Source organism: Vibrio caribbeanicus ATCC BAA-2122, from assembly GCF_000165125.1.
GTDB classification, from domain to species: domain Bacteria; phylum Pseudomonadota; class Gammaproteobacteria; order Enterobacterales; family Vibrionaceae; genus Vibrio; species Vibrio caribbeanicus.
In genome coordinates, this window is the sequence record NZ_AEIU01000108.1 from 1 (window position 1) to 21,829 (window position 21,829).

Annotated in this window: 24 protein-coding genes; 14 read left to right on the forward strand and 10 right to left on the reverse strand. The window is 43.2% G+C overall.

Features of this window, described 5'->3' with window-relative positions; all coding sequences use genetic code 11:
* Positions 1 to 41: 41 nt before the first annotated feature.
* The 10 genes from RH40_RS17555 to RH40_RS17600 form a co-directional block, all read right to left on the reverse strand.
* Complete coding sequence (locus tag RH40_RS17555) at positions 42 to 389, reverse strand: bactofilin family protein (protein ID WP_009603022.1); 348 nt, start codon at positions 387 to 389, stop codon at positions 42 to 44.
* Positions 356 to 1,366: a M23 family metallopeptidase gene (locus RH40_RS17560; RefSeq protein ID WP_241209908.1), complete on the reverse strand. Its 1,011-nt coding sequence runs from the start codon at positions 1,364 to 1,366 to the stop codon at positions 356 to 358. Before RH40_RS17560 ends, RH40_RS17555 begins: the two co-directional genes overlap by 34 nt.
* 142 nt (positions 1,367 to 1,508) lie before the next feature.
* Positions 1,509 to 1,949: a hypothetical protein gene (locus RH40_RS17565; RefSeq protein WP_009603024.1), complete on the reverse strand. Its 441-nt coding sequence runs from the start codon at positions 1,947 to 1,949 to the stop codon at positions 1,509 to 1,511.
* Positions 1,950 to 1,960: 11 nt separating this feature from the next.
* The gene (locus RH40_RS17570) at positions 1,961 to 3,304 is read right to left on the reverse strand and encodes a FliI/YscN family ATPase (RefSeq protein ID WP_009603025.1); all 1,344 of its coding nucleotides are present in this window, start codon (positions 3,302 to 3,304) and stop codon (positions 1,961 to 1,963) included.
* Positions 3,297 to 4,049, reverse strand: coding sequence for a flagellar assembly protein FliH (fliH, locus tag RH40_RS17575; RefSeq protein ID WP_009603026.1), 753 nt, complete (start codon positions 4,047 to 4,049; stop codon positions 3,297 to 3,299). Before fliH ends, RH40_RS17570 begins: the two co-directional genes overlap by 8 nt.
* Before the next feature lie 4 nt (positions 4,050 to 4,053).
* Positions 4,054 to 5,073, reverse strand: a complete 1,020-nt coding sequence (locus tag RH40_RS17580; protein WP_009603028.1) for a flagellar motor switch protein FliG — start codon at positions 5,071 to 5,073, stop codon at positions 4,054 to 4,056.
* A complete protein-coding gene (gene fliF / locus RH40_RS17585; RefSeq protein ID WP_009603030.1) occupies positions 5,036 to 6,784 on the reverse strand; it encodes a flagellar basal-body MS-ring/collar protein FliF in 1,749 nt (582 codons plus the stop codon). Before fliF ends, RH40_RS17580 begins: the two co-directional genes overlap by 38 nt.
* Positions 6,785 to 6,787: 3 nt before the next feature.
* Complete coding sequence (fliE, locus tag RH40_RS17590) at positions 6,788 to 7,144, reverse strand: flagellar hook-basal body complex protein FliE (protein ID WP_009603032.1); 357 nt, start codon at positions 7,142 to 7,144, stop codon at positions 6,788 to 6,790.
* A gap of 13 nt (positions 7,145 to 7,157) precedes the next feature.
* Positions 7,158 to 8,489, reverse strand: a complete 1,332-nt coding sequence (locus RH40_RS17595) for a sigma-54-dependent transcriptional regulator (protein WP_039954943.1) — start codon at positions 8,487 to 8,489, stop codon at positions 7,158 to 7,160.
* A 19-nt stretch (positions 8,490 to 8,508) separates the two neighbouring features.
* A complete protein-coding gene (locus RH40_RS17600; protein ID WP_050790463.1) occupies positions 8,509 to 9,381 on the reverse strand; it encodes an OmpA family protein in 873 nt (290 codons plus the stop codon).
* Positions 9,382 to 9,744: 363 nt separating this feature from the next.
* Between RH40_RS17600 and RH40_RS17605 the strand changes: the two genes are divergently transcribed.
* From RH40_RS17605 to RH40_RS17670, 14 genes are all read left to right on the forward strand, one after another.
* On the forward strand, positions 9,745 to 10,563 hold the full coding sequence (locus tag RH40_RS17605; RefSeq protein ID WP_009603035.1) for a FliM/FliN family flagellar motor switch protein: 819 nt from the start codon (positions 9,745 to 9,747) through the stop codon (positions 10,561 to 10,563).
* On the forward strand, positions 10,560 to 10,922 hold the full coding sequence (gene fliN / locus RH40_RS17610; RefSeq protein ID WP_009603036.1) for a flagellar motor switch protein FliN: 363 nt from the start codon (positions 10,560 to 10,562) through the stop codon (positions 10,920 to 10,922). Before RH40_RS17605 ends, fliN begins: the two co-directional genes overlap by 4 nt.
* Before the next feature lie 9 nt (positions 10,923 to 10,931).
* Entirely contained in the window at positions 10,932 to 11,687 is a 756-nt protein-coding gene (gene fliP / locus RH40_RS17615) for a flagellar type III secretion system pore protein FliP (RefSeq protein WP_009603037.1), read from the forward strand.
* Between the two features lie 13 nt (positions 11,688 to 11,700).
* On the forward strand, positions 11,701 to 11,970 hold the full coding sequence (fliQ, locus tag RH40_RS17620) for a flagellar biosynthesis protein FliQ (RefSeq protein ID WP_009603038.1): 270 nt from the start codon (positions 11,701 to 11,703) through the stop codon (positions 11,968 to 11,970).
* On the forward strand, positions 11,970 to 12,746 hold the full coding sequence (gene fliR, locus RH40_RS17625; protein WP_009603039.1) for a flagellar biosynthetic protein FliR: 777 nt from the start codon (positions 11,970 to 11,972) through the stop codon (positions 12,744 to 12,746). The genes fliQ and fliR overlap by 1 nt, the downstream gene beginning before the upstream one ends.
* Positions 12,743 to 13,870 carry a flagellar biosynthesis protein FlhB gene (gene flhB, locus RH40_RS17630; RefSeq protein WP_009603040.1) on the forward strand — a complete coding sequence of 376 codons (1,128 nt, stop codon included), beginning with the start codon at positions 12,743 to 12,745 and terminating at the stop codon, positions 13,868 to 13,870. Before fliR ends, flhB begins: the two co-directional genes overlap by 4 nt.
* Positions 13,871 to 13,898: 28 nt before the next feature.
* A complete protein-coding gene (gene flhA, locus RH40_RS17635; RefSeq protein WP_009603041.1) occupies positions 13,899 to 15,989 on the forward strand; it encodes a flagellar biosynthesis protein FlhA in 2,091 nt (696 codons plus the stop codon).
* Positions 15,982 to 16,788, forward strand: a complete 807-nt coding sequence (locus RH40_RS17640) for an EAL domain-containing protein (RefSeq protein ID WP_009603042.1) — start codon at positions 15,982 to 15,984, stop codon at positions 16,786 to 16,788. Before flhA ends, RH40_RS17640 begins: the two co-directional genes overlap by 8 nt.
* Before the next feature lie 269 nt (positions 16,789 to 17,057).
* Entirely contained in the window at positions 17,058 to 17,900 is an 843-nt protein-coding gene (gene lafA / locus RH40_RS17645; protein WP_009603043.1) for a lateral flagellin LafA, read from the forward strand.
* 330 nt (positions 17,901 to 18,230) lie between these two features.
* Positions 18,231 to 19,568 carry a flagellar filament capping protein FliD gene (gene fliD, locus RH40_RS17650; protein WP_009603044.1) on the forward strand — a complete coding sequence of 446 codons (1,338 nt, stop codon included), beginning with the start codon at positions 18,231 to 18,233 and terminating at the stop codon, positions 19,566 to 19,568.
* Between the two features lie 20 nt (positions 19,569 to 19,588).
* On the forward strand, positions 19,589 to 19,975 hold the full coding sequence (fliS, locus tag RH40_RS17655) for a flagellar export chaperone FliS (protein WP_009603045.1): 387 nt from the start codon (positions 19,589 to 19,591) through the stop codon (positions 19,973 to 19,975).
* Entirely contained in the window at positions 19,959 to 20,273 is a 315-nt protein-coding gene (locus RH40_RS17660; protein WP_009603046.1) for a hypothetical protein, read from the forward strand. The genes fliS and RH40_RS17660 overlap by 17 nt, the downstream gene beginning before the upstream one ends.
* A complete protein-coding gene (locus tag RH40_RS21115; protein ID WP_009603047.1) occupies positions 20,274 to 21,281 on the forward strand; it encodes a flagellar hook-length control protein FliK in 1,008 nt (335 codons plus the stop codon).
* Between the two features lie 18 nt (positions 21,282 to 21,299).
* Positions 21,300 to 21,791, forward strand: coding sequence for a flagellar basal body-associated FliL family protein (locus RH40_RS17670; protein WP_009603048.1), 492 nt, complete (start codon positions 21,300 to 21,302; stop codon positions 21,789 to 21,791).
* The last annotated feature ends 38 nt before the right edge of the window (positions 21,792 to 21,829 follow it).

The following is a 21,829-nucleotide window of genomic DNA, read 5'->3' on the forward strand; positions in this document are numbered from 1 at the left end:
CTAATACGTCTCTCTTTTTTTTGTATCCAAACACGGTTCATTTAGGCACACTGCTCGGTTTTTTTGGTCTTAGCACTTTCTTTGGCCTTAGTGACATTTTTCACTGAACCAAGATCTACGACTTCCTCTGCTTTGATGTTTTTTGAACTCCCTAAAAATACCCCTCCCTTCTGAATGGTAAAGTCAGTGGCAGAAACTTCCCCTTCCAAACGGCCATTTTCGAGGATTTCTAAGTCTTTAACATAAACATCGCCGACAAAGCGCCCATTGACAATAAGCTTTTCAGCTCTTATGGACCCTTCAACAGAACCATTAACACTGATTGTTACCGAATTTGATGTTTCTACACTTCCTTTTATCTGTCCGTCGATATGGAGGTTACAAGCCAATTTGAGTTGTCCTTCGATGAAGGTACCTTCCGCGATGACAGTTTGAGAGCAAGGGCTATTTGTGACTCTATTTTGTTTACCAAGTAATCCCATTTTATCTCCTTATTCTTATTAAAAATTGACTCAAAATTTCTCATTTCCCATCGAACAAAAGGAAGAGGGTCAAGAGAACGACCTACTAATCGAATTTCATAATGAAGATGAGCTCCCGTCGACAGGCCTGTATTTCCTGTATACCCTATTAGGTCACCTTTTCTAACATACTCACCCTTTATCACTTCAAAGCCCTGTAAGTGTGAGTAAGAAGAGGTAAAACCAAATGAGTGAGTAATTTTCAGAAAGTTTCCAGAGCCCATGTTGCTTTTACGCGCCGTTTCGACAATCCCGTCTGCTGTGGCGTAAATGGGAGTGCCGGATTTTACCGCATAATCGATACCATGATGCATAGCGCGAATCTTTTTTACTGGATGTAAGCGTTTACCATAACGTGACGACAAATGACCGTTTTTTACTGGCCTACCATTGGGAATCCTTTGTAAGATCTGATGTCTCGCAGCGACATTTAAACCAACTAACCCCACTCTAGATTTCAAATCAAGCTCAACATTTGATAGTGCAAGTGCGGACTCGATATCACTGATCTTTTCCGAGAAAAACCGAAGGTCTTGTTGCTTTTGGTTCAAATTATCATTGAGAGACGCATGTGAATCTCGCGACTGTTTTAGCTTCTCTTTTAACAACATCGCTTTTTGCAGCGCCAACTCACGTGCTTTTTCAGATGAAGAAGCATCATTAGCAAAAAGAGATAAAAGAACCAGCAACAAACCAAAAAGCCCCAGAATAAAAACAAAAAGGCATTTAATTCTACGTACTGCACTATAGGACAACGAAAAATGTGTTGTCCCTTTTATCCCTGAGATAGATATTGTAAAGCCGTCTACTGCCATAAAACTCAAAGACCTATCTAGTCTACTCACACCACCGTGAGGATTTTACCAAGCCCAAAAGCCAAACAAACAACAAAATTTGTACTTCTCTGGATTTGTTCCATATATCGATTCTATATTTAATGCACTCAGCACATTGGTCGCTTGGGTAGCGTTATAAAAACGATAAAAATTAGCACCTTTTACATGCTAAAATATTGTTTACCGCTTCCTCCAAGGCTATTTGCTCTGCGTAATCTCGCTCAGCTAAATCTTCGGCATGCCACTTCTCCATCACCTTTTCTAGGCCTTTTAGCCTCGCCTCGTTCCCGATAAGCTGTTTTTCTAGGGTTGTATTTTCTGCTTTCTTAATCGCTTGCTCATTCTCTTGATGGGTAATGTACTTACTAACCATTAAGTTCGCACGATGCCGATTAATCAAATGTTCTTGATGAGAAAATAAGGTCGTATCTTTCACGTGAGAAAGGTGACGCCTCAGACCTATAAGGCTTTCAATATACTGTTCTGCATCTCGCTGCTTTTGACGTAAGCTCGCAAGCTGCTTAATGAGAATGTCATGACGCTTACTCTCCAATGTATAAAATTTTTGTACTGCTTGAAGTTTTGTGTTCATAACTAAGCTCGTTAACTCTTAAATATGTTGGCGAGTTCCACTAAACTCTCATGATAATTCACCGAAGAATTTTGGGGTTGCTTTAGGTATTCACTGAGGATGGGATACAAACCGACCGATCGATCTAATTCGGGATCTTGACCTGGCTGATAGCCACCAAGGGGGATCAGGTCTTTAACTTGAAGGTAAGCAGAATAATGCCGACGGAACTCACTCGCCAAAGTAAGGTGTGCTGTTTCAACACATGTTCCCATACAACGGCTAATTGAAGCATTTATGTCAATGGCCGGATAATGCCCCTGCTCTGCTAAATGACGAGATAAAACAATATGCCCATCTAAAATTGCACGGGCTGAGTCTACAACAGGATCTTGTTGGTCATCACTCACAGCAAGTATGGTGTAGATAGCCGTCAAACTACCTTGGGGATTCTCTGCATTTCCTGCCCGCTCTAACAGCTGAGGTAAGATATTAAACACAGAGGGTGGATAACCACGAGTTGCTGGAGGCTCGCCGAGAGAAAGTGCAATTTCTCGTTGCGCCATCGCATACCGTGTTAATGAGTCCATCATCAAAAGTACATCTTTACCCTTGTCACGAAAGTATTCCGCCACTCGGTGACAAAGTAGTGTTGCCTTGAGGCGCATCAGTGGCGACTCATCTGCAGGGGCAGCAATAATGACAGCCTTTGCTCTGGCTTCTGGAGTTAAGTTTTTCTCAATAAACTCTCGAACTTCTCTTCCCCTTTCACCAATCAATCCAACAACAATGACATCAGCTTCAGTATTTTTACACATCATTCCCAAGAGAATACTTTTGCCGACGCCACTTCCTGCCATCAAACCTATTCTTTGTCCCTTACCTACGGTAATAAGCCCATTAATGGCTTTTATTCCCACATTGAGTGGCGTATCCACTGGGCGACGTTTAAGAGGGTTAATTCTGCGTGGTTCAAGAGAAACTCTCTCACCACCAATAATTTTTCCATCATCATCTAGGGGATGACCAAGGCCATCCAAAACTCTGCCAAGCCACTTATCACTTAATTGAACCGTACTATCACCATCAAGAGGGATAACTTTTGCTCCCGCGAACAATCCTCCCAAACGCCGAATAGGCATCAAGTAGGCAATGTTATGATCAAATCCCACAACTTGAGCTTCAATCATATTCCCCTCTGCAGTTTCAACCATACATCGCTGCTCAAGCTTAAATCGACAACCCACTGCTTGGAGCATCAAACCATTCACTTTGACCAAACGCCCAGTTACCTTCGCCACAGGTATGGAATTGAGTGAAGCTATCGCCTCACTGGTTTGCTCAGATAATAGATCAAACGATAATATATTATTCATCACCCTTCTCTTCCGATAGACGGTTTGATTCATTAAGGAGATGATCTTTAACACTATCCATACAGGCTTCTAAGCGCGAATCACTGCTCGCATCAGCCTCTGCTTCTTCAGTTACAAGCTGACATCCACCTGTTGGCAGTTCTTTGTTGGCAACCAATTTCCACGTTTTGGGTAACTCTGTATTAATTTGAGAAATGCGTTCAAGGTCTAGGGGATTGAGATAAACGGTGACTTTTTCGCTTTTGCCAGGCATGGCCTCTAGAGTTTCATCGACGAGGGCGAGGATTTGTTGCGGCATCAAAGTCAGCTCGGCTCGAATGACTTGCTGCGCTACTTTTTGTACCAAATCACAGATAAGGTGACGCTGCTGCTGCTCTCGTTCTAATTGCCATTGCGACAGTTTATGAAAAAGCTCGTTGACGGGCTTCACCGCTTCGAGAAAGTTTTGTTTTCCAGACTTTTCACCCGAGACAAACCCTTGTTGAAAACCCTCTTTTTGTCCCTCTAAAAGCCCCGTTTCTTTGCCCTGTTCAAGGCCTTGTTTCAGTCCCTCTTGGTGGCCTTTATCCAGGCCTACCTGATAGCCCTCATCCAATCGTTGCTGAACATCTACCTTAATATCTTCCCAGCCCTCTTGATCACTGATCTGATCATCTCTAACTGTATCCTGAGCCAAAGGAGGGAATCGATGTAATCGGTAACCGTACAATTTTGAATCAAGCCTATTTGTTTTACCCCATGACATGGCACTACTCCACCGTTGGTTCTTCGTAAAGAATTAACTCAACTTCACCCGACTCATCGAGCTCACGAACAATTGACATAATATCCAGTCGAGCTCTTTCCACTCGACTGAGAGGAACGGCACCTCGTGCTTGCATATCATCTTCAAGTGCTTTCACCATACGCTGGGGCATAGAGCGCTTGATCGCTTGTTGGAGTGTAATTTCGGCACCCTTTAGGGCAGTTCCCCATAGGTCCAGAGGTACCTCTTGTACCAGTCTGTCCATAGTAGTTTCACTCTGACGGCCAAGAACGAGGAAGTCGAACATATTCTCTTCTATTTCGCTCACGACTTCTTCATCATGCAACTTGAGCATTTCCATCAACGATCCTCGGTCACCATCGAAACGATTGATAATATCAGCGACCTGTTTTACACCTGATAAAGGAGCACTTTGACTGGTTGACACTTGTTCAATGCAGCGTTCAATAAGAGCGTTAAGATCAGAGGCAATTTGATGGTCGATATCTTGTAATCGTGCAATGCGATAAAGAAGCTCATCATGATAATCTTCAGGCAGATACTTCAACACTAAAGAGCTGGTTTCAGAGGGTAAATAAGCGAGAAATATCGCCTGCATTTGTGGGTGTTCATTGACGACAAATCTTGCCAAAACTTCAGCTTCAACCCATTGAAGTCTCTGCATATTGTTTCGAATTTCGTCACCATAAAGATCGTTCAAAAGTCCCTTTGCTAAATCATTGCCTAGCGCTTTCCTTAATGTATTTGATAAGTACTCTTTTGAAGCACCACGAATACCACTATGCTGACGAAAGTCATCAAAAAACGTTTGAATCACTTGATTTGCACTTTCACTCTTGATGCCATTCAACTTGGCCATAGCCTTAGTGACACGTTGAGTCTCATCGCGACTGAAATGGCGTAACACCTTTGCTGCAGCATCTTCGCCCATACCAAGCAGAACCAAAGCGGTTTGCTCTACATGATTAAGTGTCATTGGATGGTTCGACTCTGTTGTGTTCATTTTCATTTACCCATTGTTTTAGAACCTCGGCAACGCGCTCAGGTTCTTCATCAGCGATCAGTTGAAGGTGTTTTAGCTGTATTTCCAACGGTGAACCTGCTGGTGGAAGCATGTCATTCCCCACGTCCAACCCATTGGAAGCTTCAATCCCTCGTTCAGACAGTTTGCGATTAAGCACCTCTTCTCGCTCTCTTTCGGCTCGAGTTTGTAGATTGTCATAACTTGGCTCATCTTGAGGAGCAACCGAATCATCAGACTGATTTTGATTCTGCGCTCCAGTAAGGTGCATAATCAAAGGGCGAAGAACGAAGAAGATCATCGCCATACCCAACATGCCACCAATAACATAACGCATTGGCTGTTGAACTGTCGGGTCTTGCCACCACGGTAGTGATACAGGAGCCTCAATGGAAATAGGAGTAAAGCTAAAGCTCATAATACTTAGGCTGTCCCCTCTATCATTCGTGATTCCCACCGCATCAGCTAACATCGTCGATATTTGGTTTTTTTCATCATCTGTCCACGCAAGACCATCCGGTGCTGCGGATTCATTGAGCAGCACCGACATGCTCAATTTTTCGACTTTTCCTTGTTGATACTGAGTTCTACGTACACTACTACCAACCGCGTACTGACGATTTATTTCTGCACGCGCATTGGTGTTTTGACTATCTTGAGTCGGAGCTTCTCCTGTCACTGGAGGTTGATTACTGAGCGTCCCAGGAACTCCCAATGCAATTTGATCAACCGAATTGTTAGTGATCGTGTGCTCTTTTTGCACTACTGGAGTCGCATCAAGGATCTCCTGAGTTTCCTCTACTTGACTAAAGTTCATGTCTGCAGAAACTTGAACACGGTAGTTGCTAGGCCCTAAGATCGGCGTCAACATATCCGAAGCACGCTGAATGATCTGTTTTTCAACGTTTTTTTGATACTCCAGATACTTTGCATTGACTTTCCCTGCCTGTTCCGAGCCAATTTCGGCACTCAGCAGTCGACCGTACTGATCCACCACTGAGACTTGTTCAGGCTTCATTCCAGTTACACTGCCGACAACGAGGTTAACAATCGCCTCGACTTGCTCGGAGTTGAGTTCTTCTCCGGGTCTTAATTCAAGCATAACCGACGCGGATGGGGCTTCACGGTCTTGCCTTACAAAAAGCGTTTGACGCGGAATCGCTAAATGAACCCGAGCATTGGCGACTGAGTTTAGGGAAATAATAGTACGAATTAATTCTCCTTCTAAACCGTGACGATAACGAGCAGTTTCTATAAATTGGCTGGTACCCAGTGAACTATCTTCTTGAAGACTATCTAAACCCATGGGGAGTTTTGCTTTGACACCTTTTGCTGCAAGTAGCATTCGGATCCGCGCCACTTCCCCCTCTGGAACAAGAACCTGCCCATTTTGTTCTTGTAAACGATAATTGATGTTCTCTGCTTCAAGAACCGAAATAATGTCACCCGTATCAAAACTTTCTTGCTGGCTGTATAAGGGACGAAAGCTTTGTGTTGAACTCCACAAAGCCACCACAATAATTGCTGCCACAATCGCGGCTAGAACCGCCGATAAAACAAGGTTACGCTGGCTACTGGACCAAAGCGACTTTACTTTCGCACTGTAATCATCCAATGAGCGAGTCTGGACTGAACTACGGGAAGGTTGACTTACATCCATGGTAGGATGGACTTGGGTTGAAATTTCAGACATAGCTTACACCGGCATTTTCATGACATCTTCAAAGGAGGTAACGAGCTTGTTTCTCACGTGCATAAGACCGTCAAAAGAAAGGCTTGCTTTTTGGCTCGCGATCATAGCACCAACCAGATCATCGCTTTCACCGAGTTCAACGGCCGTCATTTTTTTACTCGCAACAGCTTGGTGCCGGTTCACAACATTAAGTACTCGGTTCAATGTGGTTGAGAAAGACATCGGTTGTACCATAAGTTGCCCTTGCATGAGTTGAGGGCGAATGACGTATTCGGGCTGAACTTTTGATTGCATTGCTGCCATTTTACTTAACATCATCTGCTCAGCACTCGTCACATTAGTTAAAAGCTGACTAGTCATTGTTTTTCTCCTATTAAGCTGCGGAACCCAAGGCTGACTGTAAATCAATACCTTGCTCACGCATTGCCGCTAGCTTGTAGCGCAGTGCACGTGTTGTTACCCCAAGCGCATTTGCCGTCTTGGTTCGATTGCCGTCAAACTGGCGCAATTTTTCAAGAATATATTGGTACTCAGCCCGTTTTTTCACTTCAACATGTCCCATAGACTCTTCTTCGATGGGCGTTGAAATTGGAGTGATAAGGTCAACAGGTAGCATTAAATCGTTAGCGGTGACCATGCCTCCGTGACGCATTACTAATGCTCTTTGAATGACATTTTCTAATTCTCGGATATTGCCAGGCCAGTGATACTGACAAAGTGCAACCATCGCATCTTGAGAGAGTTGACATTCTGTTCCCTCTTGATACTTGGTAATAAAAAACTGACTAATTGGCAGGATATCTTCTTTACGATCTCTAAGTGGAGGCCAATGAAGAGGTAAAACATCGAGTCGGTAATACAGATCCTCGCGAAACCTTCCCTTTTTCACTTCCTCACGCAAATCTTTGTTGGTGGCGGCAATAATACGAATATCCAACTTTATCGCTTTATGACTGCCTACCCTTTCCACTTCTCTTTCTTGAAGAACTCGTAAAAATTTGGCTTGTAATGCGGGAGACATCTCACCAATTTCATCAAGAAGAATGGTGCCATGGTTTGCTTCTTCAAATTTACCACTTTGAGAGTGCGTGGCCCCTGTAAATGCACCTTTAACATGACCAAAGAGCACAGCTTCAAGCATTGTCTCGGGAATTGCTGCACAATTAACGGCAAGAAAAGGTTGCTCAGCTCGACTCGATTGCTCGTGAACGTAACGAGCAAGGACTTCTTTACCTGTACCTGATTCACCAGTTATCAGAACACTCGCTTTCGTCGATGCTGCTCGATGCGCCAATTGCAGGACTTGTTTACTTCTCCAAGACTCAGCAACAATGTTCGCAACCGGCTTTCTCAATGCCTCAACACGACGAATCAAGCTCAGGAGCTGCTGGCTTTCAAAAGGATGTAACAGATAATCCGTTGCCCCAACTTTCATCGCCTCTGCTGCAAACATCGCTTGATCTTGGTCGACAATTGCAATGGTCACACCTTGCTTATTTTGTCTTTGCTGAGAACAGATAAAGTCTCTTATGCACATATCTGGTAACGATGCACTAACCAAGGTAATCTCTGGTAAACCTTGCAACAACGCCTCACGCCCCGTTTGGCAATAAGCTACCGCATAACCATCTCGCTCTAAGTCTCTAATGATTGGACGAGCATTACCTTCTACTGGCTCAACCAACAAAATATTTGTCTTTGCCATTATCGAACCTTTTTCCTTATTATTGCCGGTCATGTTTTTTTACCACTGACTCATCTTGTCTAACCAAACGTAGCGTAACTCTACGGTTTTTCGCCCCGCTATTACTGGCATTGTTATTAAACAGGTACCGTTCTCCATGAGCGCGAACCTCAATGAGATTTTGCTCCGTACCCAAAAATTGAAGATAATCTGCGGCTGCCTGAGCCCGCTGACGTGAGAGTTGAAGATTAACCACACTTGATCCAGCACTATCACTATATCCATCAACCAAGATGCGATTTATGTTGTCAGCGACCTTGATGTAGCTATAAAAAGCACTCAAAGTCTCACGCTGCTCGGATGAGAGTGAGGATTTGCCTGAAGCAAAGAACAAATCGACCGTTCTAGCTTGTGAATAAGACATTTTGGGTAGTTCATCGTGACAAGCGAGGAAACGCTTCATTGTATTCTGAATACGAACTGTGGGTATGGAAAGACGTATTTTTACTCCGCCTTTAATGTCATAGAATTCAATTGAAATCCATGCACCTTGCTGAATATCTCTGATAAGTTCATTTATTCCATGATGGAAAAGGATCTCCCCCTTATTATCAGGATTTGTGCGGCTAATTTTATTTTTTAATTTTGTTTGATTATAAGGAGAAGAAATACTGAATAATGCTGATTCATTAGTAAGGTGGCTTGATGCTGAATATTTTATTGTGAAGTTCACTTTATCTCTTTCTTCCGAGCGGAAATAAAACTTCCCATATAGAGAGTCATTATATTCTAATTCGCATATCTTTTTATTACCTGAGTATTTCCAATTAACCCTATCCATTGGAATAGAAAAATTCTCTTCTGCATATGCAAATATGGTAACAAAGCTTAATATTGAAAATAATGTTCTCAAATCAAACCTCACTGAATAAAAATTAAATAATCACTTATCGTCAAAAAATAAACGCTCATCAAAAAAATGGCTAATATTGATAGTAAAGCCAACAATAGAAAAGAAATAAATGATATGAATCAAATTTAATTGTCTCGTTATCAAAAGAGGTTATTTACTTCTTCCTAAAATTATTAATACATCCGAAAACTAACCTGTTTTTTTTTTGAATAGAAGTGCTAATTATAAGCTTAAATCAACATGTGAACTAAAGTCACATATTTTATAAATAACACTTATTTATATACAAAACATATATGTATTTAGTCTTTTTTTAAGGTAAAAAACTAATGATAGACTTTGTCAGAGCAAGGTAAAATACAAATGTTGAACAGACCAGATGCATTTATTGATGATTATGAAAACGTAAATGTTGAGTCATTAGGAAAGCCAATTCATATCATTCGGGAAAATTTAGAAAGTTTGATTTCTCAATCATGTTCGGACCTTAGTTATGACTTCGAGAAATGGTTAAAAAAACAGCGTGTTGATACAAAATTAAAATATGTTTCGGTTCATCATTTTAATAGTGATGATATTCAACAAGGTGTACGTTGCATATTTAAACACCAATCTGGTGGTTGTCTACATATAAAAAGTGAGCAAACACTACTAATGATGCTTGCCGATCACTTTTACAATGCAAACACTCAAAGATCGAAAGAAAAAATCAGTAATAGCGATATCCGCCTTCAAGAGACCATAGGGGAAAAGGTCGCTAATTGGCTTGCTCCAAGCACAATGTGGACTCCCACTTCATCTGCGACACTTGTCGGCACAGGTATCTGGGTTCAACTGATGATCACAACCAAGGAAGCTCATGGCGTTATCGATATCTTTCTCGACCAACAACTGATCGATACTCTCTCTGCCGAGTTAGAACTGACCCCGAATGAATCCATGTATGAAGACTTTTGCTTGTCTTTAACTCAAACCCCGATCAAATTGAACATTGTGCTGAGTAAAAAAACCATGCCACTCAGTAACCTTTTATCATTGCGACCTAATGATATTTTACCGATTGACCTTTCATCTACCGCGCCTGCACATGTAGGAGAAGAGTACCTATTTCGCGGGCGAGTAGCCGAAAGAGACAGTCAGCTAGTTCTTATTATTAGCAACGACAAGGAGCCCCAAACATGAGCGATTCTTCAGAAAACAACCAATTCAATAGCGACGATTTGAACTTCGATGATTTTCAATTGGAAGAAAATCTGTCTGAACCCGCGTATACCCCCCTACCGGAAAGAGATCTGAGCTTCTTCAAAAATATTCCAGTTACGGTCACTCTTGAGGTTGCCAGCAAAGAAGTGGCACTGGGTGATCTCATGAAAGCCGGAGAGGGCAGTGTTATAGAATTGGACAAAATGAACGGAGAGCCCCTTGATGTAAAGGTCAATGGTTCACTCATGGGTCATGCCGAAGTTGTGGTTGTTAACGACAAATACGGATTGCGCCTAATTGATGTTGTCGACGAGACACTGTCTGCAGCATTTGAATAGGCTCAAACGATGTTAAAACGGTTTCACAAAGGTTGGATAGCAATAATCGGTGGGATAGTGCTGCTTTGTCCATTTCTTGCAATTGCAAGTGATAGTGGTCTTACCCTATTTTCCGTTACTGACGGAGAGACACAACAGGAATACAGCGTCAAGTTACAAATATTGCTTTTGATGACGGCTCTGAGCTTTTTGCCCGCCTTTATTCTCATGGCTACCAGCTTTACCCGAATTATTGTTGTGTTAGCCATACTGCGCCAAGCGTTAGGTCTGCAACAAAGCCCACCGAACCGAGTTCTGGTTGGCATCGCTTTAGCACTCACGTTACTCATTATGCGTCCAGTTTGGAGCGACATTCATCAAAATGCTTTTCTTCCCTATGAAGCTGGAACCATCACTTTAAGCCAGGCCTTCTCTATTGCGGAAAAGCCTGTGCGTCAATTTATGCTTCGGCAAACCCAGCAAAATTCGCTCGAACAAATGATGCGAATCGCGAATGAACCAATGGATACAAGTCTTGATGACATATCCTTCGCGGTCATATTGCCTGCATTTGTTATAAGCGAACTTAAAACTGCGTTTCAAATTGGGTTTATGTTGTTTATCCCTTTTTTGATTATCGATCTTGTTGTAGCCAGTGTACTGATGGCAATGGGAATGATGATGTTATCACCACTCATCATTTCTCTGCCCTTCAAGCTGGTCGTGTTTGTGCTGGTCGATGGCTGGGCCATGACTGTTGGCACGCTCTCAGCAAGTTTTGGCTAAAGGATGGCTGAATATGACACCTGAAATGACTGTCACTCTTTTTTCTAATGCTGTTTGGCTTGTGATCACCATAGTTGCCGTCTTGGTCGTCCCAGGACTGGTTGTTGGTCTCGGCGTCGCTATCTTTCAGGCTGCAACACAAATCAATGAACAAACGCTCAGTTTCTTGCCTCGCTTGCTGGTTACATTACTTATGGTGATTTTCGCAGGCCATTGGATGCTGCGTAAAATCATGGACTTGTTCGACTATTTGTTTCATAACATTCCTGGGATGATCGGATAATGAGCTTATCATTTGCCGATCTATCCCAAATGCTTGGCCAGCTTTGGTGGCCGTTTTTCCGAATTGGAACCGCATTAATCTCCATGCCATTTTTTGGTGACTCCTTGATACCCGTTTGGGTAAGAAGTCTATTTGCGCTTGCCATCGTGGTTGTTTCAGCCTCTCTCATGCCTGCGATGCCCAAGGTCGATTTGATCTCTTTTTCTGCTATTGCCTTAGCATTAGAACAAGTGCTTTGGGGCCTATTTTTTGGCCTTATTTTGCACTTTCTTTTTGCGGTATTTACTACACTTGGACAAATTGTTTCCATGCAGATGGGCTTAGGTATGGCGATCATGAACGACCCTGTTAATGGGTTGTCAGTTCCGATCTTAGGTCGTCTATTTCTGATTTTTTGTACGCTACTTTTTTTGTCTCTCGAAGGCCATCTGATCATTATTGATGTCTTAGTACAAAGTTTCGTTATCTGGCCGGTTGGCTCTGGCTTATCGGCACTTTCTCTAACTAACCTAGTTCACTTGATGACTTGGATGTTTGCGTCATCCGTTGCGTTAGCTCTGCCCGCTATCATTGCTATGTTACTTGCCAATATTAGCTTTGGCGTCATGAATCGAGCAGCGCCCGCACTCAATGTCTATGCATTAGGTTTTCCAATGACCATGTTACTTGGACTCTTTAGTATCCTGATTTCCATATCTGGCGTTCCGGACAAATACGCAGAGTTGGTTAACGATACCTTGCGTCATCTGAATCAATATCTTGTGGGGGCCCTATGAGCGAGTCTACTTCTCAAGATAAAACCGAACAGGCATCCGCACAAAAAATAAAAAAAGCGCGCAGTGAAGGACAAATTCCACGAGCCAAAGATTTCACCGCAGCGTGCATTTTTCTTGCTGTTTTGATTTATTTTTCTAGTCAGATGTCGCTTATCTGGGAAAAGATTGCCGGCACTTTTGAATACAACATGAGGCTAACCAAACAAGATCTAGCCGACCCCTACCAGACCATAGAACATTTCGGCAACAGTTTAGGCATACTGATTGAGCTCTTTATTCCTATGTTTATTGTCATTTTGTCTATTGCGATGGCGAGCAGTCTTATCTTGGGCGGCTGGTTATTTAGACCAGCGAACCTCATGCCTAAAATGAGTAAACTAGATCCGATTAAGGGCATCAAACGAATCGTCTCACTTCGCTCAGTGGTTGAGCTTGTTAAATCAGCCTTAAAAGTCACGGTTATTTTTACCATTCTTTATTTATATCTAAACAATCATTTACAGCCGCTTCTGGGTATGCAACGTCTGGGGATAGAACAAGGTAGTATTCAAATTATGAACATCTTGTTCGACGGACTCATTCTTATGGGCATCGCTTTATTGGTGTTTGGGCTGATTGATATCCCTTATCAGCGTTGGGAGCACCTTAAAGAACTCAAGATGACCAAACAAGAGCTAAAAGAAGAGTATAAAAACAACGAGGGAAGACCTGAAGTAAAACAACGTATTCGTCAGATACAACAACAGTTTTCAAGACGCAAAGTCGACAAAATGGTTCCTACCGCAGATGTGGTCATCACCAACCCAACACATTATGCCGTTGCGATAAAATACGACCCTAGCATTTCTGATGCCCCGTTTGTCGTCGCCAAAGGCATTGATGAAACAGCTATGCATATTCAGCGTGTTGCCAGAGACAATCAAGTTGAAATCATTCATTCTCCACCTCTGACTCGTTCAATCTATCACACCACCGCTATCGAACAGGCTATCCCGAGCCAGTTGTACATTGCGGTGGCACATATCCTTACTTACGTGATGCAAATTCAATCATTTCGCTCTGGTAAAGGAGATAAGCCTGTGGCTTTACCCCATTTCGTGATTCCCAAGCACCTTCAACACTGATTAAGAATTTTTCAAGGACATCAAATTTATGCTCGAACGGCTTACACAATTAAAGACAACAACCAAAGGTTTAATTGGTATTCCATTGGTATTACTCATGATACTCGCCATGGTTATCTTGCCTTTGCCAGCTCTTGTATTAGATGCCCTGTTTACCTTTAATATTGTATTGGCTATTTTGGTTTTGTTGGTGAGCACAACAGCCAAGCGCCCTCTAGACTTTTCTATTTTTCCGACAATTTTATTGGTCGCGACTTTACTTCGACTGACACTCAATGTTGCTTCAACACGAGTGGTATTACTTGAAGGCCACAATGGCAGTGACGCAGCAGGTAAAGTTATTCAAGCCTTTGGAGAAGTCGTGATTGGCGGTAACTACGTCGTCGGTATGGTAGTGTTTATCATATTAATGATCATAAACTTTGTGGTGATCACTAAAGGTGGAGAAAGAATTTCTGAGGTTTCCGCAAGGTTCACTTTGGATGCTCTGCCCGGTAAACAAATGGCCATTGATGCCGATCTCAATGCGGGCCTGATCGATCAAGAATCCGCTCGCCTTCGTCGTCGCGAGGTCGCCAATGAAGCCGATTTTCATGGTTCGATGGACGGTGCATCAAAATTTGTTCGAGGTGATGCCATCGCGGGTCTTTTGATCCTGTTTATCAATATTACCGGCGGGATCAGTATTGGGGTATTCGAGCATGGTTTGTCAGCATCAGAAGCATTTAAAACCTACGCACTTCTGACTATCGGTGATGGATTAGTCGCACAAATACCGTCACTACTACTCGCAACAGCAGCTGCCATTATTGTCACACGTATTAACGACAGTGACAGTGCCATGTCCGAAACCATGCACAAACAGTTGCTTGCTTCCCCGGCTACCCTTTTTACTGTTGCCATTGTCATGTTCGTCATCGGCTTAGTACCAGGAATGCCACACTTGGCATTTTTTACTTTTACTGCGGTTGTTGCTTTTGCAGGCTGGCGTCAAAAACAAAAACCTATCCAAGATGATACGTTTGAACACTCTGAGGCATTAAGTCAGGTTATTTCTCAAGAAGAAACCTCTCTGACTTGGCAAGACCTTCCTCATGTCAACACCCTGTCTCTTGCGCTCGGTTACCGATTGGTTCATCTGGTTAATAAAGAGCAAGGCGCACCACTTAGCCAAAGAATTCGGGGTCTAAGGCGCAACTTATCAGAGCAAATTGGCTTTCTACTTCCTGAAGTGTATATTCACGATAACCTCAGCCTTAAACCCAACCAATATACTATTTCGCTCAACGGTGAAGTACTAGAGCAAGGCTTAATCGAGCCTGACCGCCTTATGGCTATAGCGGTCGGAAAAACCTATGGCGAGATTGACGGTATTATAGGCAGCGATCCTGCCTACCAACTGCCTGCCATTTGGATCGAGCACAGTAACAAAGCCAAAGCATTAAATATGGGCTATCAAGTGGTCGACGATGGAACCGTTATCGCGACTCATATCAGCAAGATTATCAAACAGCATCTGGCTGAACTATTCAATCATGATGATGTAGAGGCCATGACCCAAAGGCTCACTCAACAAGCCCCCAAACTCGCTGAGGCCATGAACACGGCGCTGAACCCCAGCCAGCAACTTAAAGTCTTTCGTCAACTGTTGCTCGATCAAATTCCGCTACAAGACATCAGGACCATTGCCAATACCATGCTGGAGTCGAGCGAAAATACTAAAGATCCAATTTTACTGGCTGCCGACGTACGTTGCGCACTGCGGCGCACTCTGGTCAACCTCATTGCTGGGCAGGAATCTGAACTCAAAGTCTATACCCTTTCAGACGAGTTAGAACAGATGCTACTGAGCTCAATGCAGCAAGCACAAGCGAGCGGCAATATTATGCTCGACAGTTTCCCAATCGAGCCCAATATTCTCGATCAATTTCAGCAAAATCTGCCCCTGATCAAACAGCAACTAAAACAACAAGGCTTAGCACCCGTACTGATTGTTATGCCACAGCTTCGCCCTCTTATAGGCCGTTATGCGAGAGCATTTGCCCAAGGTTTGGCGGTGCTCTCATACAATGAAATTCCTGAAAATAGACAAATAAATGTGGTAGGTAATCTTGGCTAATCTAAACTCACATCAAGCAGTGTATCGCTATATTATCGGCTTGTTTAAAGACAACCTAGAAACAGATGACGATATCCTGCTTTTTGAAGCGCTGCAGCATAACGACATAAAACATGCTTGTCAGGCGATCCGCGAGGCCCATTCTGGTGAAGTTATCTATCAACACCTGACGCTGCGCTTTGGAGAAAACGCAGAGCAAAGCGTATATCAGTATCAGCTTTCGCCTCAGATAAAGTATTGCCTAGACCTGTTTAGCTTTTATCTGGCACTGCGACAGTCACGCTTTCAAATTGAAACATTTCATCCAGATTTCATCAGTAATGTCGTCGTCCCTATTCAGCTCAATGCGTTATTGTGGGCACCGGGACAGTACTTTCTATCACAGCTCTTCGCTCATCATAAAAAAGCGCTTATCCATGTCATTCCTTCTCTTCAGATCTACCCTAGTTCTGAGTCGTATGAATCTATCGCTCCTCTTTTGGAGAAAATTGAAGAGTACGCGCACACCTTTTGGTTAGAAGTCTCGCCACCCTATGCTCATTTCGAACGGTTAATCACCTTGAAACCCAATATGGTAAAAGTTTCTGTCTCATTGAAAGAGAAACAAGATCGGCAGGCCTTCTTACCCATTGTCAAGCTACTCAGACGCCACAAACTTAAATGGGTCGCCAGTCGCGTTGCAACACAAACTGAGCTTAACCAATATAAGCTTCTTGGTGCTCATTGTTATTTTGGCTATTTTAGTGATATTCCTACTTCTCTGTCTTTTCGTCATTTAGATGAAAATATGCCTGAGTAACCTTAATCAGTGCGAGTGGCTTGCTTGAAAGGTAAGACAACAAGCTAAAAACTTGTTGGCCCATCCAAGAAATCAAAGGCTTAACCAAAATGGCTCGCCCAGCAAGTCTGAATTGGAATTAACATCACCTTATTGAGTCAAAGTAGCGCGAAAATAAAAAATTATTTACCTTTTGCTTAATCTTTTCCGACTGCCATCCGCCTCCTGTTAGTGGCCAGGGAAACCCTGAAGCTTACATCTAAGTATTGAGAGAAACGAAGGAGACGAAGATGGCTTTATCAATGCACACTAATTATGCATCACTCGTAACACAAAACACACTAAACAGCACAAACGGCATGCTAACCAGTGCAATGGAGCGCCTTAGTACTGGCTACCGTATTAACTCTGCAGCAGATGACGCAGCGGGTCTATCGATTGCCAATAAATTAGAATCACAAAATCGTGGTATGAGTGTTGCGATGCGTAACTCGCAAGATGCCATCTCAATGCTACAAACGGCTGATGGTGCCCTTGAAGAGCTTACTAACATAGCTTACCGAATGAAAGATCTTGCTACTCAAGGCGCGAACGGAACTAATGGAGCCAAAGAGCTCGAAGCTCTCGACGCAGAATATGGTGAGTTGGCAAAAGAAGCGACGCGTATCCTAGATAATACTAGCTACGGAGCTGGTCAACTTTTGCTTAAAGGCGGTAAATTAGCTAGTGCTGTAACGTTCCAAATTGGTGCTTCTAAAAACGAGAAACTTGAGGTTGACCTTTCTGGTGGTATCACCGCCCTCGACTTCTCAGTTGGCGGTACTGGCAATATAGCTGCCCTAACAGATAACACGGTTGCAAACGACCAAATTGACGTTGTTCAGGGGCTATTCGACAAAGTCAACACGGTACGCTCTGCATTGGGTGCAAATATCAACCGCCTTGATCACACCATCAACAACCTATCCAATATCTCAGAAAATATGGCGGCAGCGAAAGGTCGTATTACTGATGCCGACTTCGCAGTTGAATCATCAAATATGACCAAGAACCAAATGTTGATGCAAGCAGGTACAACTGTCCTATCTCAGACCAACCAACTAACAGGTATGGCAATTTCACTGCTCCGTTAATCCAATTTGGTGAGATTCACCTTTGCTATACGCTGACATTTAACTCCAGTGGTTGGGCTTCCTATGGGAGGCCCTTTTTTTCAACTGAAGTATTTAGTTTTTATCTCATGAAGGACACATGAAATAGCAAGGAGTCGGGCTGAAACAAAGAGGAAATGAGGGAATTTTACCTAAGGAAGCCAAGCTTCCGCAAAATACCCAAATCGCGAACAAGCTATTGATTTTAAACATTAATATATATGGCACTCATTTTGCTCAATAGATAAAAGAAACGAGTTTAGGCGGTGTGAGCCTCAATATCACGCAGCCTCATTTTTAGGGAGTATGGACATGAGCTCAATCGACCCCGCAACAATGGCAAAGCAACTAGCGACCATTGAGACACAAAAGTTCCAGCAAAGATACAGCACTCAAAAGTCAGAGTATCAAGATAAATTGAGCGCTTTTGGTAAAATTGAGTCGGCACTTCGCGAATTTAGAACCTCGGTTAATGAGATGAATAATTCCGATAGCGGCATCATCAAAAATACAGCATCCACGACTGAGGATGGTTTTTTTTCCGCCAGCGCCGACTCTAAAGCTCTGACGGGTAGTTATCAAATATTTGTTGAACAAGTTGCTAGTGCTCACCAAGTATCCACCGGGATGCCAGACGACCTCGAAGCAACAACTCGAGTACCAACAACGGGGACTCTAAGTTTTACGGTTGATGGCGAAACTTTAGCTCTCGATCTTAGCAGCATCGACTCAGACGGTGATGGCGTCGTAACCATCGCTGACCTTAACTCAGCGATTAACAATCACCCCGATAACCCGGGGGTCAACGCAACCCTAGTTCGCTCCAACGGCAAAACCCACTTTATGCTCGCTAGCGAAAAAACTGGCCTAAAAAATTCCATCAACGTCACTGCTTCAGGGACTGGAGAGGCTTGGTTTGAGAGTGCTTTTGCATCGCTTAAAGAAATCAGTCCAGCCAGAGATGCGGTGATTTGGCTCGGTGCTAAAAACACGGGTCTCAAGCTTACCGAAAGCAAAAATACCTTTAGCAACGCGATCGAAGGTGTAGATATTACGCTCAATAAAGCTCAGAAAAGTGGTGATAGCGCCATTGGCATGGACATCAGTGCGGATAAATCAGGGACCAAAGAGCAATTGAATAAATTTGTCGAGGCTTATAACTCCCTAATGTCCAAAGTCAATGAGTATTCCAAAGTTAAAGGTGAAGATAAAAAGCGTCCTATCTTAGCCAACGACCCCACGCTTAGAGGCATTGAGAGCCAACTTAAGTCTATTGTCAGAGGAAGTTTTTCAGGGCTGCGCCTTAATGAAATTGGTATCGAAATTGACCGAAATGGCAAAATGAAAATCGATGCTGATAAGCTCGAAAAAGCCCAATTAAACAAAAGCAGTGCGTTAGAAAACCTCTTTAATGGTGACGACCAATTACTTGACTCAATTGATAAGGCCATTAGCCCTTACCTACAATTTTCCTCCGGACTGTTCAAATCAAGAAAAGACTCACTCCAAGAAAGCATCAGTCGAGTCGGAGACAAACAAGTGGCTCTGGATAGAAAGTACAAAATGTCCTACGACCGCTACATAAAACAGTTTACTCAAATGAATACCCTCATGCGCCAAATGAATCAAACCATGTCGTTGTTTGGTTAGTCAATGTAAGGAGACCTTGTATGTTAATGGATTCAGGTTATCAATCTTATCAGCAGGTTGATTTAGATGCTCAAGCCGCTTCGGCAAGCCCTCACCAGCTCGTGATTATGTTGATCGACGGTCTTCTCGATGAGCTCGAGCGTGTACGTGGCCACGTGACAGAAAAACGTTTAGCGGAAAAAGGCGCAGGCATAAATCGCTGCATGAATATCCTCGTCGGCCTTGACAGTGCCCTAGATATCGAGAGTGGCAGCGAAATTGCGGAAAACTTGCATCAATTGTATGACTTTTGTCAAGTGGAGCTCTATCGCGCCAGTATCAGCAACGACCTGGCTAAGTTAGCCAATGTTGAACAAGTCATGCACAACATTCGAGAAGGGTGGGTCAATTTTGGTCAGCACGTTTAAAGTTTCACCAGAGCGATTTCGTCACCTCGCTCAGTTAATTCAGACCGCGACGAAAACTCAGGACTGGCTTGGGATTAAACGCTACGATTTACAGCTTCGTGACCTGCTTGAAACACATCAGGCCTATCTAAGTGATCCCCGTCTTGCTCCTGCAATAAACGAAGCACGCTTGGCACATCAGCAGGCTGCTCGCCTACTCAATGAGGCGATCAGTGAAATGGAATCTGATATCAACATGATGGATTCCCAACATGAGCGAGCACAAGCATATCAGCTCGCAATGAGAGTGGACATCTAAATGAATAATACATCTCCAATACCCACTGGTTTTAAGCAAGGTTCACAACAAGGAAGCCAACCATCAACTATTCAAAAAACTTCGCTCAGTGGTGACACTAACATAATCGTTTCATTTCAATTGCAGGCTGAAGCAATTCACAATACATCAGACGAGAAGATAGAGTCTGCCGAGAAGGTAGATTCTGTCGAAACTCCATTTTATCAAGACAAATTGAGTGTACCACCAGAAGGCGAGCACAAGACCGGCTTTCACCACTCAGGAATACTCCAACAACAAAGCAATGAATTGGCGAGAAAAACACTCCATGAACAAAGTGGACAACTCGTTAGTTCTCGCCATGTACAAGACAGCAATGTAACGTCCAAAATGTCTAGAGCGTCCACTACGTCAGTGCATCATCCTCAAATTTTGAACGTAATGGAATCAAGTACAAACATCAACATAGAGTCAAAACCTCTCGTTGCTAATCTGCACACTGCTCAGGCCTTTAACACTTCGCAAGCTGGAGAGGGACTCTCAAACAGTCTGCCCACTCACTCTGCTACCAATGTGAATAAAGCCCAAATATCAAGCGAGTGGGCGTCGGTTAAAGTCGATCCACAAGCAAGCAAGTGGGGCCAACAGATGCTGCAAATTCTCCATGATCGAGTCTCTTTTCAGGCTCAACAAAATCTGCAAGAAGCGAAAATTCGCCTTGACCCTCCTGACCTTGGGAAATTGGATCTGATTGTTAGAGTCGAAGGTGATCGTCTCAATGTTCAACTTAATGCCAGCAGTATGGCAACACGAGAAGCACTAAACCAAGTGTCTGAACGACTGCGCGCAGAACTTCAAGATCAGAACTTTGTTCATGTTGATGTCAATGTAGGCACAGAGCGTGACCAACAATCTCATTCAGATCAGCCTAGCAACGAAGACTCTCTTCATATTCATGCTGCTCATCCGAAATTGAGCGAACACAGTGACCAATCTCAATCTGACCATTGGCTTAATACTCACGCATAACCCACTAGGAACTCTGTCATGACAAAAAAACAAATGATCGTTCTCTTCGCGCTTATGGTCTTTACCAGTTTTATCGTTTCGGCGGCAACGATTATTGGAAGCTTATGGTATTTAAAACATACTTCCCAAGACACGAGCGACTTTTGGTCGCAAAGTCACTTATCTTTCCTATCTCAAGAAAAAACCACCGACATACCGCCCACTTTTCATGAGCTAGATAAAGTGGTACTCAGTGTTAAAGGTAAAAGGCAGACTCACTTTGTTATGTTAGAGATCGCCATCGAAACCCGCCGACCGGAGCGAATCCAAAGCATTGACAATTACATGCCTGTTGTACGCAATGCACTTCTTAAACTATTCAGCGACAAAACTTATGACGACCTGCGCCAAGATGGTTCGGTCGATCTGCTGCAAAACCAAGTCAAACAAACCGTGTTGTTAGCCTTTGAAAATACCGACTTGGTTGAAGGAATCGACGATGTGCTTCTCACTAAATATGTTGTGCAATGAGGAGGTGCCTGTGTTAGATGCAAATATAGAGCACAATT